13 protein-coding genes are annotated in these 13,426 nt (G+C 63.0%); 8 read left to right on the forward strand and 5 right to left on the reverse strand.

Annotated elements, in window-relative coordinates; all coding sequences use genetic code 11:
• Positions 1-11: 11 nt before the first annotated feature.
• A complete protein-coding gene (locus tag MUU55_RS26705; protein ID WP_244763815.1) occupies positions 12-2,063 on the forward strand; it encodes an oxidoreductase in 2,052 nt (683 codons plus the stop codon).
• A gap of 13 nt (positions 2,064-2,076) precedes the next feature.
• Here MUU55_RS26705 and MUU55_RS26710 read toward each other — a convergent pair whose 3' ends face one another.
• Positions 2,077-3,147, reverse strand: a complete 1,071-nt coding sequence (locus tag MUU55_RS26710; protein ID WP_244763816.1) for a LacI family DNA-binding transcriptional regulator — start codon at positions 3,145-3,147, stop codon at positions 2,077-2,079.
• A gap of 224 nt (positions 3,148-3,371) precedes the next feature.
• On the opposite strand from MUU55_RS26710, the gene MUU55_RS26715 reads away from it, so the two are divergent.
• From MUU55_RS26715 to glgA, 6 genes are all read left to right on the forward strand, one after another.
• Positions 3,372-4,208: an ABC transporter substrate-binding protein gene (locus tag MUU55_RS26715; protein ID WP_244763817.1), complete on the forward strand. Its 837-nt coding sequence runs from the start codon at positions 3,372-3,374 to the stop codon at positions 4,206-4,208.
• Between the two features lie 60 nt (positions 4,209-4,268).
• Positions 4,269-5,777, forward strand: a complete 1,509-nt coding sequence (locus MUU55_RS29225) for an amino acid ABC transporter permease/ATP-binding protein (RefSeq protein WP_280519139.1) — start codon at positions 4,269-4,271, stop codon at positions 5,775-5,777.
• Between the two features lie 18 nt (positions 5,778-5,795).
• On the forward strand, positions 5,796-6,803 hold the full coding sequence (locus MUU55_RS26730; RefSeq protein WP_244763818.1) for a Gfo/Idh/MocA family protein: 1,008 nt from the start codon (positions 5,796-5,798) through the stop codon (positions 6,801-6,803).
• 44 nt (positions 6,804-6,847) lie between these two features.
• Entirely contained in the window at positions 6,848-7,978 is a 1,131-nt protein-coding gene (locus MUU55_RS26735; protein ID WP_244763819.1) for an NAD(P)/FAD-dependent oxidoreductase, read from the forward strand.
• 444 nt (positions 7,979-8,422) lie between these two features.
• Positions 8,423-8,665 carry a DUF2934 domain-containing protein gene (locus MUU55_RS26740; protein ID WP_244763820.1) on the forward strand — a complete coding sequence of 81 codons (243 nt, stop codon included), beginning with the start codon at positions 8,423-8,425 and terminating at the stop codon, positions 8,663-8,665.
• 59 nt (positions 8,666-8,724) lie between these two features.
• Positions 8,725-10,209 carry a glycogen synthase GlgA gene (gene glgA / locus MUU55_RS26745; RefSeq protein ID WP_244763821.1) on the forward strand — a complete coding sequence of 495 codons (1,485 nt, stop codon included), beginning with the start codon at positions 8,725-8,727 and terminating at the stop codon, positions 10,207-10,209.
• 29 nt (positions 10,210-10,238) lie between these two features.
• On the opposite strand, the gene MUU55_RS26750 is transcribed toward glgA, so the two are convergent.
• The 4 genes from MUU55_RS26750 to MUU55_RS26765 all read right to left on the reverse strand — a co-directional run bounded on the left by MUU55_RS26750 (position 10,239) and on the right by MUU55_RS26765 (position 12,817).
• Positions 10,239-10,766: a DUF4142 domain-containing protein gene (locus MUU55_RS26750; RefSeq protein ID WP_244763822.1), complete on the reverse strand. Its 528-nt coding sequence runs from the start codon at positions 10,764-10,766 to the stop codon at positions 10,239-10,241.
• Between the two features lie 63 nt (positions 10,767-10,829).
• Entirely contained in the window at positions 10,830-11,249 is a 420-nt protein-coding gene (locus tag MUU55_RS26755; RefSeq protein ID WP_244763823.1) for a DUF983 domain-containing protein, read from the reverse strand.
• Positions 11,246-12,616, reverse strand: coding sequence for an NAD(P)/FAD-dependent oxidoreductase (locus MUU55_RS26760; protein WP_244763824.1), 1,371 nt, complete (start codon positions 12,614-12,616; stop codon positions 11,246-11,248). The genes MUU55_RS26755 and MUU55_RS26760 overlap by 4 nt, the downstream gene beginning before the upstream one ends.
• 45 nt (positions 12,617-12,661) lie before the next feature.
• Positions 12,662-12,817, reverse strand: a complete 156-nt coding sequence (locus tag MUU55_RS26765; RefSeq protein WP_244763825.1) for a hypothetical protein — start codon at positions 12,815-12,817, stop codon at positions 12,662-12,664.
• A 226-nt stretch (positions 12,818-13,043) separates the two neighbouring features.
• Here MUU55_RS26765 and MUU55_RS26770 point away from each other — a divergent pair, with 226 nt between their 5' ends.
• Complete coding sequence (locus MUU55_RS26770) at positions 13,044-13,397, forward strand: hypothetical protein (protein WP_244763826.1); 354 nt, start codon at positions 13,044-13,046, stop codon at positions 13,395-13,397.
• Positions 13,398-13,426 lie beyond the last annotated feature (29 nt).

The raw sequence follows: 13,426 nt of genomic DNA on the forward strand, positions 1-13,426 counted from the left end.
GGGATACGGATTTGGACGCGAACGCCCTGGGGGCTACGCCGGCAGGCGGGGTCGATCCGTTGCTGAGGCCGCTGCAGCTTGGTCCGCTCACCCTGCGCAATCGGATCATGAGCACCAGCCACGAGACTGCCCTCGACGAGGACGGGCATCCGCTCGACGCCTATCAGCGCTATCACGAGGAGAAGGCGAAAGGCGGGCTGGCGCTGACGATGTTCGGCGGCTCGGCGCGCATCTCCGCCGATACCAGCTGGGGCGGCACGCAGCTCGACGTCTCGAGTGACGCGATCGTCCCGGTGTTCCGCGCCTTTTCCGAGCGCATCCATCGTCACGACGCGGCGCTGATGTGCCAGATCTCCCATGTCGGCCGGCGGGCCAACGCCACCGTCGGCGCCTGGCTTCCGGCGCTTGGCCCCTCGCATTCGCGCGAGGACTATAACCGCAACTTCGCCCATGAGATGGACCGCCACGATATCGCGCGCATTGTGCGCGACTTTGGCCAGGCCGCGCGGCGGGCGCGCGAGGGCGGGCTCGACGGCATCGAGACGATGACCGGCGGCCATCTCATCGGGCAGTTCCTCTCGCCGATGGTCAATCGCCGCACGGATGAGTTCGGCGGTTCGCTGGAAAACCGGATGCGCTTCCTGCTTCTGGTTTACGAGGAGATCCGCAAGCAAGTCGGCGGCGATTATCCGGTCGGCATCCGCTACACGATCGATGAGGACCACAAGGACGGCCTGAGCTTCGCCGAGGCGGTCACGGTCGCCAACCGGCTGGAGCGGGAAGGGCTGGTCGATTTCTTCAACTGCATCTTCGGCCGGTTTGACACGCGCCTCAATCTGCTCGTCTACAATATCCCCGACATGACGGCCGCCGCCGCGCCCTGGTTGCATCAGGTCGGGACATTCAAGGCGCAGACCGATCTGCCGGTCTTTCACGCCGCCAAGATCGCCGATGTCGCAACGGCGCGCTACGCGGTAGAAGCGGGGCTGGTCGATATGGTCGGCATGACGCGGGCGCATATGGCCGATCTGCAGATCGTCAACAAGCTGCGTGCGGGGCGGGAGCAGGAGATCCGTACTTGCGTCGGTGCCTCGCATTGTCTCTACCGCCCGGCGCATTGCATCCACAATCCGGCAACAGGCCGCGAGACCTGGCTGCCGCAGGTGATCGAGCGCTCGCCGCGGGCCGGGCGCAAGGCGGTCGTCGTCGGCGGCGGACCGGCGGGGCTGGAGGCGGCCCGGGTGCTGGCCGAGCGGGGGCACTGGGTCGTGCTGCTGGAGGCCGCCGACCGGCTTGGCGGACAACTGGTGCTGGCTGCGAAAGCGCGGCTTCGACGCGATCTGGTCGGTATCGTCGACTGGCGCATCGCCGAACTGGAACGGCTCGGCGTCGACATTCGGCTCAATGTCTATGCGGAAGCGGCGGACGTTCTTGCCGAACACCCCGATCTCGTCTTCGTCGCCACCGGCGGCATTCCGGATTTCGGACCGGTTTCCGGCAGCGACCTCTGTCTCAGCGTCTTCGATGCGCTCGGAAATCCGGCACAGATTGCCGATGACGTACTGATCTATGACGCCACCGGCCGCCATCCCGGGCCTTCTGTCGCCGCGGAAATCGCCGCAGCCGGGAAGCGCGTGACATTCGTTGCCCGCGATCCCTCGGTCGCGCCGGAAATGGAGCACCATTCGAGCATCACCTACCGCAAGGCCCTCGCCGAATGGGATGTTCGGGTGCTGCTGGAATACGAACTCGTTTCGGCGAGCGTGCGGGAGGGGCGACGCGAGGTGGTGTTGCGCCACCTCCTGACCGGCCGGGAATTGCGCGAAACCCACGCGCAGGTCATTGTCGAACATGGTACCGTGCCGGTGAACGACCTTTTCGAGGAACTGCGCCCGTTCTCGGCAAATGACGGCGCCACGGCGGTCGAAAGCCTGCTGGGCGTGGCGCCCCTGCGTGCACAGCCGTCCGCCGGCTTCGAGTTGCATCGGATCGGCGACGCCGTCAGCAGCCGATCGGTCCATGCCGCCATGCTGGATGCCCTGCGGCTCGCGGCACAGTTCTGAGGAGGCCTCGATGCTATACGCGAGCGTCGGCGATGGAGGCGCGGTCGACGACTTCGGTGCGCAGGACGATGCGGTTTGCAGCGCCGGCCTTCCCGTTCAGGCGCTCGACCAGCAGCTTGGCCGCGGTCTCGCCGAGGCCATAGACGGGCTGGCGCACGACGGTAACGGGAGGCGTCGTGACGGACGTCCAGTCCGCGTCGTGGAACGAGACCAGCGACAAATCGCCTGGAATGCCGAGATCGAGTTCACGGCACACCTTGAAGACTTCGAGGCCGATCAGGCTATCAGAGGCGATGATCGCTGTCGGGCGCTGCGGCGTTCGCAGCATCGCGGCAGCCATACGGTGCGTATGCTCCGGCGTCACGGCGCCCACATGCACCCAATCTTCCATGCCATCGAGATTCGCTTCGCGGCACACGCCTAGAAAACCTTCAATGCGCCGGCGCACGGAGCCGGTGTTGATGTCGGCTGCCGTCCGGAAGCGATGGTCCGGTGTGTCGCAGGCGGTGAGATAGGCGATGCGGCGGTGGCCAAGGGCGATGAGCCTGCGGGTGACGCCCTCGGCCGCATGCCGGTCGTCGGCAATGACGGTATCAACGTCGAGTGTGTCGCTGCCGCGGTCCAGCAGCGCGAGCGGCAGGCCCGAGCGGATCGCCTCGCGCAGATGCTCGACATCGCTCTCCTTAGCCGGTGAGACGATGAGGCCGTCCACGCGCTTTGCAAGCAAGGTTCTGATCGCTGCTTTTTCGGCGGGGACGTCCTCGCCCGAATTGATGAGGATGACTGTGAAGCCCGCCTGGCGGGCAACATCGGTAATGCCACGCACGGCGAGGCTGAAGAACGGGTTTTCGATATCGCCCACCACGACACCGATCGTGCCCGAGCGGCCCGTCGTCATGCTACGGGCAAGTTCGTTCGGGCGGTAGTCGAGCGCGCGTGCCGCGGCGGTCACGGCCTCGCGTACCCGGTCGCTGACCGTCCCGTAGCCGCCTAGCACGCGGGCGGCGGTCGCCTTCGAGACGCCGGCCTTATGCGCGACGTCGGCCACGGTGACGGAGGTGTTTCGAGGCGGGCTCTGGTCCATGAGCGGTAGCCTTACAAGAGATATTGACGACTGGCAAATGCGAAGATAACAATTGTCAAAAGCCAAAGAGACCGGTCTCTTTTCATTTGAGACCGGTATCACGATAAGGAGCAGAAATATTCCGGCATGCGAAGTGATGGGCTGGACGCGCGGGTGACGCCGCCGTCCCGATAGGATCCGCATGCCTAGTAGACATCGCAGACACCACCAGAGGAGACGAAACAATGCGATTCACCGAAGCTCTCACTTTTCCCTTTTCCCGGTTGCGTGCCGGCGCCCTCGCGGTTGCCTTTGGAGTGCTGGCGGGCGCTGTTACGCCGGCACTTTCTCAGGACAACCCGCTGGGTCTCATCGATCCCGCCGTCATCAGCGTCGGTACGATGGGCGATGCCAAGCCCTATGCCTTCACCACCGCCGACGGCAGTTTCACCGGCTTCGACATTGAACTCTTCCTCAATGTCGCCGAGCGCCTGGGCTTCAAGAAGGAACAGGTGGTCTTCACGGGCCAAGAATTCTCCGCCTTGATGCCGTCGGTCGCCAACAGCCGCTTCGACGTCGCCGCCGCCGCGATCGGCACGACGGACAAGCGTAAGGAGTCCGTCGATTTCTCGGATGGTTACCTCGCCGGCTTTCTCACCGTATTGACGCCGGATGCCGGTATCACCGACGCGGCCGGCCTCAAGGGTAAGCGCCTTGGCGTGGTGCAGGGCACGCTGCAGGAAATCTATGCCGAGAAAAATTTTGCCGGCGCCGATCTGGTGAAGTTCCCGGACAACAACTCCGCCGTCTCCGCGCTCAACAATGGCACGGTCGATGCGCATTTTCTCGATTATGAGGCGGCAAAGGATTATTCGGCGCGCTATCCCGAGCTGAAGGTCGCCGTCAACATCCCGAGTTTCGACGCACCGGCCGGTTTCGTCGTTCGCAAGGGCAATGACGCGCTGCGCGAAGCGCTGAACAAGGCCCTCCAGGCCGCCATGCAGGACGGCGCCTGGAAAACCCTGCACGAAAAGTGGTTCCCCAGTACGCCGATGCCGGATGCCTATCTTCCCAAGCAGTGATGCCGTCTTGCCGGTCCGGCCTCGTCGGTCGGACCGGTCTTTCTTTCAAGGGACCTCCTGATGAACTGGCTTGAAAACCTGCGCCGCAGCTTCCTCGACTGGAACGCCATGGCTGAAGTCCTGCCGACCATGATCACGGTCGGCGTGAAGAACACGCTCATCCTTGCCGCGGCCTCGACGGTGCTGGGCGTCGCCATCGGCATGGTGCTCGCCATCATGGGCATTTCCAGGTCGCCCTGGCTGCGCATCCCCGCTCGACTCTATACGGATATCTTTCGCGGCTTGCCGGCCATCGTCACGATCCTGCTGATCGGCCAGGGGTTTGCCCGCATCGGACGCGAACTGTTCGGTCCGTCGCCCTATCCGCTCGGCATCCTCGCGCTCAGCCTGATCGCCGGCGCGTATATCGGAGAGATTTTCCGATCGGGCATCCAGAGCGTCGACCGCGGCCAGATGGAAGCCTGCCGAGCCTTGTCGATGAGCTACGGCCAGGGCATGCGGCTCATCGTCGTGCCGCAGGGCGTGCGCCGCGTGCTGCCGGCCCTCGTCAACCAGTTCATCGGCAACGTCAAGGATTCGAGCCTGGTCTATTTCCTCGGCCTGCTGGCCTCGGAGCGCGAGATCTTTCGCGTCGGGCAGGATCAGGCCGTGGTAACGGGCAACCTTTCGCCGCTGCTCCTGGCCGGCGTCTTCTATCTCGTCGTCACCGTGCCGCTCACCCATATGGTCAACGCCACCGACAACCGCCTGCGCATCGGCAAGCAGCGTCCGGCGGTCGTCACCAGCGGGCTGGAGGAGGTCAGCGAGCTTGATGGTGCAAGCCGTACTTCCGAAGCTGCCTTCAAGGGTGGCAGTCTCGATGTGCGCAATCTAGGCATGGCCTATGGCGAGCTCGACGTGCTGAAAGGTGTCGATCTTTCGGTGAAGCCGGGCAGCGTCACCTGCATCATCGGCCCGTCCGGGTCCGGCAAGTCGACGCTTCTGCGCGGGCTCAACCGTCTCGTCGAGCCGAAGAGCGGCGATATCCTCATCGACGGCGAGAGCATCCTCGCCATGAAGCCGGAAACCCTGCGCCGGCGGGTCGGCATGGTGTTCCAGCACTTCAACCTCTTTCCCGACCACACGGCGCTGGAAAACGTCATGCTCTCGCTGACGAAGATCAAGGGCCTGCCGAAGGCCGAGGCCGAGCGCATAGCCAAGGCGCGGCTTGCCGATGTCGGCCTTGCGAGCCGGCAGCATCACCGTCCCGGCGGCCTCTCGGGCGGCCAGCAGCAGCGCGTCGCCATCGCCCGCGCGCTCGCCATGGAGCCGGAAGTCATTCTCTTCGACGAAGTGACGAGCGCACTCGATCCCGAACTGGTCAAGGGCGTGCTCAACCTGATGGCCGATCTCGGCACGCGCGGCATGACCATGGTCGTTGTCACGCATGAGATGGGCTTTGCCCGCCGCGTCGCCGATCAGGTCGTCTTCATGGACGAGGGGCGGGTCGTGGAAGCGGGCACGCCTGAGGCGATCTTCGACAACCCGCAGAGCCCGCGTCTCCAGCGCTTCCTCGCGGAAGTGCTTTAGGCCGGGATGGAGGACACCATGACACCACGGATACGATGGGGCGTGCTCGGCTGCGCGGGCATCGCAGCAAAAGCGGTCATACCCGCCATCCAGTCCAGCCGCCTCGGCCGCGTGACGGCCATTGCTTCGCGCGATCTGAACAGGGCCACGGAGATGGCGGCGCGCTTCGGCATTCCCAAGGCCCATGGCAGTTATGAGGATCTGCTGGCCGATCCCGAGATCGACGCGATCTATAACCCGCTGCCCAACCACCTGCATGTGCCTCTGACGATCAGGGCGCTGGAACATGGCAAGCCGGTGCTCTGCGAAAAGCCGATCGCGCTGGATGCCGCACAGGCGATGGACCTTGCGGCCGCGCAGAAGGCCGCCGGCCTGCCGGTCGCCGAAGCCTTCATGGTGCGCCATCACGCGCAATGGAAGGCGGCGCGCGCGCTGGTGACCGAAGGGCGGCTCGGCGAGGTGAGGGCCATCCAGACGATCTTCTCCTACTATCTCGACGACCCGCGAAATGTGCGCAACCAGGCGGATATTGGCGGGGGCGGCCTGTTTGACGTCGGCTGCTACGCCGTTAACACCGCCCGCTTCCTGTTCGGTGCCGAGCCGCTACGGGCGATCGCCCTGATGGACAGGGATCCCGCGTTCGGCACGGACCGGCTGACGAGCGGGCTGCTGGCGTTTCCCGAGGGCCGGCAGCTTGCCTTCACCTGTTCGACCCAGCTTGTCCTCACGCAGAAGGTCACGATGCTCGGAACGCGGGCGCGCCTGGAAATCCCCATTCCCTTCAATGCCCCGCCTGATGCACCGACCCGGCTCGTGCTGGACGACGGCCGCGATCTTGCCGGCGGCGGACGCGAGGAGATCGCCATCGCGCCGGTCGACCAGTACCGCGAGCAGGCCGATGCGTTCGCCGAAGCCGTTCTCACCGGCACGCCGCTCGAAACTGGGCTGGACGATGCGATCGCCAATATGAAGGCCATCGACGCGCTCTTCCGCTCCGCTACCAGTGGCCGCTGGGAAGAGCCGTAACCGCCTGATCCAACTGCATGACCAACCGATTGAAAGACACCACAATGACCGACACCATCATCTCCTCGGCCGTCATCATAGGCGCCGGCATCTTCGGCGTTTCCACCGGCGTCCAGCTTGCCCGGCGCGGCATGCGCGTCACCATCCTCAATGACGGCCCGCCGGCCAACGGCGCCTCCGGCCGCTCGCTGTCCTGGCTGAATTCGGCACGCATGCGCTCCGAGCCCTATCACCGGCTGCGCATGGCCGGCATCGATCGCTACCGCACGCTTTCGGCGCGGTTTCCGGATGCCGACTGGCTTCGCTTCGACGGCGGCCTGACCTGGGATGCCGACGACGCGCGCAACGAGATCGACGCGGCCTATCGTTACGAAGTCTCGCTTGCCTATGATGCGCAGTGGCTTCCGGCCGCTGCCGTCGCCGGTGTCACGCCCGGCATCGATGCCAGGGCGATCACGCCGCAGGGCGCTATCTTCAATCCCGGCGAAGGCTGGGTCGATCTGCCCGTGCTGGTCGGCCTGCTTCTCAGGGAGTTCTCCTCGCTCGGCGGCGTGCTGGTAACCGATCAGGGGGCCGCGCGGGCCGTGATCGAGGGTGGCCGTGCCGTCGGTGCCGAAACCGCGACGGGCCAGCTTTTCCTGGCCGATGCCGTCGTGCTGGCGACCGGCCCCGCCGTGCCGAAGATGGCAGCGGCGAGCGGGCAGACTATCGGTGACGGGACGCCCGTCGCCCTTCTCGTGCAGACCAAGCCGCTCGCCCATCCCCTGCGTGCTGTCCTGAACACGCCGCGTGTCGCGGTGCGCCCCGCGCCGGGCGGCGCCTTCTCGATCGACGCCGACTGGGCGGCCGACGAGGGGGTGACGTTGCGCGCCGATGGCGGATACGACATCGACGACACGGTGGTCGCAGCGCTTCTGGCCGAAGCCGCGAAGGTGATGGAGGGCAATCCGAAGCTCGAGGTCGCCACGATCGGCGTCGGCGGCAAGCCGATCCCTGGCGACGGCGAGCCGGTTGTCGGCGCGCTCAAGGACATCCCCGGCTATCACGTCGCCTTCAGCCACAGCGGCGCGACACTCGGCCTCATCGTCGGCGAGTTGCTCGCTTTCGAGGTTGCGACGGGCGGTGAGCACCCGATGTTGGCGACGTTTCGGCCGGAGCGGTTCTCTGCGGTTTGATCCGTTCGTAACAAATATCAAGACCACAAGCCTACCGCTTCGGCGGTGGGCTTCTATTTAACATCTCTGTTCGGAACTCCAGTTCCGATCACCCGCTCGATCATTAGCGGAGGGCTGCAGTGCCGGGGTTCCAGTGTACAGAATTTTGATGAGCGGACACAACGTGGAACAGATCGCCACTCGCCTGGTTAGCAAGCGCCGGTCATGATGTCCCTCCCGGCAGGCCGGTTCTCTCTTCGTTGATCGCCGGCCTTGGTGGCTGCTTGCTCGGCCCGTGTTCCGGGTGAGCGGCCGCCTGCCACGAGGCTTCTGACGGAGAGACAAAGGGTGGGTCAATCTGAAATGCCAGGAACAAACGCGCTGCCGTCAGGTTAGGGCTGAAACCAGTCCGTGGAGGGGCAAGGCCTCGATCCGGGCAGAACGCCAGCGAGCGAGGGACGTGCCATGGTCGATTTTGAAGAGCTTGTTCGCACTGAAGCATATCTAATTTGGGAATCGGCGGGCCGGCCTGACGGACAGGATCATGAGCACTGGCAGATGGCGCTAGCCCGCATGAATTCTCGTATGCAGGAAACCCGAACCCGAAAAACAGCTGTGGTGGTGCCTCTTGCCGTATCGCGTGTTGTTCTTTCCTCCCGGAAACATAAGCGCCGAGAAGCGAGCGCCAACCGGATCGCTTCTGCCTGAGCGGCCATACCCCCGCGCCTCGGCGACGTTTGTGAGCAACGGAGATTCACCTTCCGGCTATGCACGTTCTTTCTGTCGTGTCCGAGATCTATCCGCTTATTAAAACCGGTGGGCTGGCTGACGTCGCCGGAGCGCTCCCAAAGGCATTGGCTACCCAAGGCATTAGGGTTCTATCGCTCGTGCCGGGCTATCCTCAGGTTCTCGCACGACTCCCTCACAGGAAAGAAGCCGGCCGCCTCGAGGGGGTGCTCGGCCACACCGCGATTGTGACGCGTGCGCAAACCGAAGGTCTTGACCTGCTTGTCCTCGAAATCCCCGAACTGTTCGATCGGGCCGGAGGCCCCTATCTCGATGAACATGGGCGCGATCACCCCGATAACTGGCTGCGCTTTGCTGCTTTTTCTCTTGCAGGTGCCCGGATTGGCCTTGGTGAACTGCCGCATTTGAAGCTCGATCTCGTTCACGTCCATGACTGGCAGGCGGCACTTCTCCCGGTTTATCTTCGACACAAGTACGCAAGCACACTGCCCGTCGTGTGCACGATCCATAATCTCGCTTTTCAAGGGCAATTCGCTTTCCATATCGCACCGCGACTTGAACTGCCGTCTTCGGCCCTCGATGTCGATTGCCTGGAATACTATGGCGGCATCGGTTTTTTGAAAGGTGGCCTTACCTGTTCGGACATCGTGACGACCGTCAGCCCCACCTATGCAAGGGAAATCCTTTCACCAGAGCTGGGCATGGGTCTCGATGGCGTCTTGCAGACGCGTCGGTCGGCGCTCTACGGAATCGTCAATGGAATCGACACAGAGGTGTGGAATCCGGCAGTGGATCCGCATCTTCCAAAGACATATGACGTTCGGTCACTGGCACGTCGCCAACAGAACCGTGCCGCGCTGCTTGGCTGTTTCGGCCTCATTGATCATGGGGGGCCTCTCTTTGCAGCGTTGACGCGCCTAACATGGCAAAAGGGCGCGGACATGCTGCCGGAAGTGGTGGAAGAGATCGTCGCGCATGGGGGACATCTCGTAATCTGCGGGCAGGGGGACCGTGCGATTGAAACAGCTCTGCAGAATTGTGCGGAACGCCATCATGAGCGTATCGGCCTGCACGTCGGCTACAGCGAGGACTTGGCTCATCTGATCGTTTCGGGATCTGATATCCTTGTCCAACCTTCGCGATTCGAACCCTGTGGCCTGACACAGCTTTACGCCATGCGATATGGTGCCATACCTCTCGTCGGCCGCACTGGTGGGCTCTCCGAAACGATAATTGACGCCAACGATGCCGCGATGGCGCGGGAAGTCGCAACAGGCTTCCAGTTTCACCCGGTTGAGCCACACAGTCTTCGTGAGGCCGTTCGGCGCGCATGCGACGCATACTCTGACCGAAGCTCTTGGTCCAGTCTCCAACGACAGGCGATGAAGGCGGATTTTTCCTGGGAACGGAGTGCTGCGCAATATGCCCAATTGTTCGAAGCAGTCTGGACGGCCTGGCACCAGTCGACGGGCGGTTCAGCGCCAGCCTCGGCGGGCCACGCCTAGCGGTCAGATTTCGGGTCGTTCGCTTCGAATTATTGCTCACCGTCCGTCAAGGTAGCCGGTGAAGCCAGCGATAGCGCCCTCACTTCAAGCATGTGCAGCTCGGGATACGTCTTTTCGGCATAGGCGCGAACTTTGCCGGCGATGCCGTCCTGTATGAATGTCAGGTAGAGTTTTTTGATCTCGGCATGGGTCGTCATTTGTGCCGACATGTAGGCGGCGTCGAAGTCGGCTGCTGGGGCCTCTTGAAGCGCCTTGAGGCCTTGAGCCTGCTCGGCTGGCAGGCTGGGCGAGACCGCCGCTTTCTCAGCTTCTGCCGCAGCTTTAAGCTCCTTTTCGGCAGCGGCGATAATCTCGACGGTTTCATTTGCGTAGGTTCGCGTCGCCGGTTTGGTGGCCCTCGATTGGGCAAGCGTACCCGACTGGATGAGAAACTGGTTCAGCGAAGCGGCTGCATCGACGAATTGTGCGGCAGGCTCCGCCAGCGCACTTGATGTCCAGATGCATACAGCAAAGCCGATTGCGTGCGATGTTACTCGGCTGAAGGTGCGATACTGCATGGTTTTTGCCTCTCTGGTCTCGCCGGTCCTTCGAACCTCCAATCGTCCTTTTGGTTCCCTAGATTAGTCCGCGTCGTTCGGCGTCGGCTTGTGAACGGGGTCATTTTCCCTGTCCAGGACGCCCTGCTCAGCTTTGTAAAAATACTGGCTGTTTACGAGCCATCCTTTGAGTGGCCGGAGAGGAAGGAGACAGGCCAGCAGGACGAGTGGACCCGTCGTCGCGACCTGGACCCATAGGGGTGGACTGTGAACCACTTCGAGCCAAGTCGCGAACGCCACGGCAGGGACACAGGTGAAGCAGATGACGAAGAAGGCAGGACCGTCCGCGGGATCGGCAAAGGAATAGTCGAGCCCGCAAACTTCGCATTCTGGCTTCAAGGTGAGGTAGCCATTAAACAGATGCCCTCGACCGCAACGGGGGCATAGACCCCTGATCCCTGTGCGATAGGGCGAGATCGGCGGCCACTCCTTCGTCGCGCTCATGGTAGATGCTCCTTAGATTGCGACCGCTCCTTTCTTCCTGGCTCCGGCTCGTGTACCGGCTGCGTTCGTGCGCCGTCGCCTCCTGAGCGGATATGGTCTTCGTCGATTATCCGGGCGCCGCGCTGTCTTGTGAAATAGCGAAAAACCCATTGAACGGTGACAAGCAGGCGCTTCTCGAAGTTGATCAGCAGATAGACGTGTACGAACGCCCACAGGAACCAGGCAAGCCGGCCTTTCAGTGTCCACTTTCCGAAATCGAAGATCGCGGCGTTTCGGCCGATCACGGCGGTGTTGCCGCGATTGTGAAATCGGAATGGCGGGATATCGCGGGATCCGGCAAATTCCTTCTTGATCCGCCGGGCAAGGTAGACACCCTGCTGTTTGGCGACCTGCGCCAACGCGGGGAGTGCTGCACCGTTCTCGTCGAGAGCGAGTGCGGTGTCACCAATGGCATAGATATCGGGATAGTCTTTTACCGACAGGTCGCTTTCGACCGGTATCCGTCCCTGGCGGCCACCGGCACGGCCCAGCCAATCTGCAGCCGGCGAGGCGCGAACACCCGCGCCCCAGATCACACACCCTGTGTCGATCCGTTCGCCATCGAGGAAAACCGAACGGTCATCGAGTGCCGTGACCCGGCGGTCCGTGATGATGCGAACGCCGATACCATTCAGGTAGTGGTGAGCATAGGCAGCAAGCTTTTCCGGGAACGCGGACAGGATGCGCGGCGCGGCCTCGATGAGAACGACCTCGAAATCGCTTTCGCCGATCGTCCTGAAATCGCGGGCGATCATGTAGCGCGCCAGTTCCGAGATCGCTCCTGCCATCTCGACGCCGGTCGGTCCTCCACCGATGATCACGAAGGTTAGAAGCTTGCGGCGCTCGACCGGATCGAAGATACGCTCGGCGCGCTCGAAGGCCGCCAGCAACCGATGCCTGATCAAGCGCGCCTCATGGATGGTCTTGAGGCCGGGAGCGTAGGCTTTCCATTCATCCTTTCCGAAGTAATTGTACTCCGAGCCAGTCGCGATCACGAGCCTGTCGTAGGGAAAGAAGTCACCACCCTTCAGGGCGACGCAGCGTTGAGCATGATCGACACCTTTGACCTCGCCTAGCACGACGCGAACATTGCGAAACCGGCCTAGTGTCCGCCGCACAGGCTCTGCAATATCGGCTGGAGACAAAGCGGCGGTCGCGACCTGATAAAGCAGCGGCTGAAAGAGGTTATGGTTGCGCCGATCGATAACTGTGACATCGATGTCGGTATTGCCAAGGCCGCCCGCACAGGCAAGTCCTCCGAATCCTGCCCCGACAATAACGACCCTGGGCCGTGAATGCGCGGCCCGTTTGGTGTGTGGTTGTGACATGACGTTGGTTCCCTTTCGGCCGGCGTCTGCACGAAGACAAGATGTTCATGGTGTGAGGACGACCTTGATGCAGCCCGGAAGCGCAGCCTCAAAAAACCGGACCGCGCCGAACTCATCGTCCGTCAGCAGGCAGTAGAGGATGATGAAGGCGCCGAATGCGATCAGAGCCAACCCGCCATTGCCTGTGACATCGAGGGCCAAGGGCAGGCCGCCCGCGAGATAGTCGAGAAAAACCGTTGGCGCGAGTTGGAATGAATCGCACGAGAACTTCCGGATCGCTAAAGACGGCCGCTAACCTGCCGTAGGCCGTTTTGTTCCTGCCCGACTGCGGGTGGCATGGATGGCCGTGACAGGAAGAGGTGGCTCGAAGAAAGGGAACCATTCCTGCCGCTCGCGGTTAGCCGCTCAAGCACCCCAGGAGCGCCCCATGAAAGAACGGCCTATCTCCGATGGTCTCAATCCGGCGCAGGTTCGCGGCGATATTCAGGCGGGACTTACCGGTGACAAGCGTCCTGGATTTGATCCTGCTCTCGTACCGCTTGAGACCGACGCCGAGGCGGCGGGCACGCCCCTCGATGCCACGATGATCGAGACCGCGCGCAGGACGCAGCTTGAGGGGAAGCGCCCGGATGTCTCTGGGAACGAAGGCTCAGCCATGCGCCCGATTTTCCCGGCAAACCATCCGCCTCAAACCAAAATACCGGTGGTCGGCATTGCGCTTGTATTCGCGGCGGCGGTCTTCGTGTTCGCAGGGGTCGCTTTCGCCTTTGGGTGGCTTTGACCCGGTGGAGGCGCTGAGATATTTGGAAA

It is taken from the genome of Shinella curvata (assembly GCF_022899935.1).
GTDB classification, from domain to species: domain Bacteria; phylum Pseudomonadota; class Alphaproteobacteria; order Rhizobiales; family Rhizobiaceae; genus Shinella; species Shinella curvata.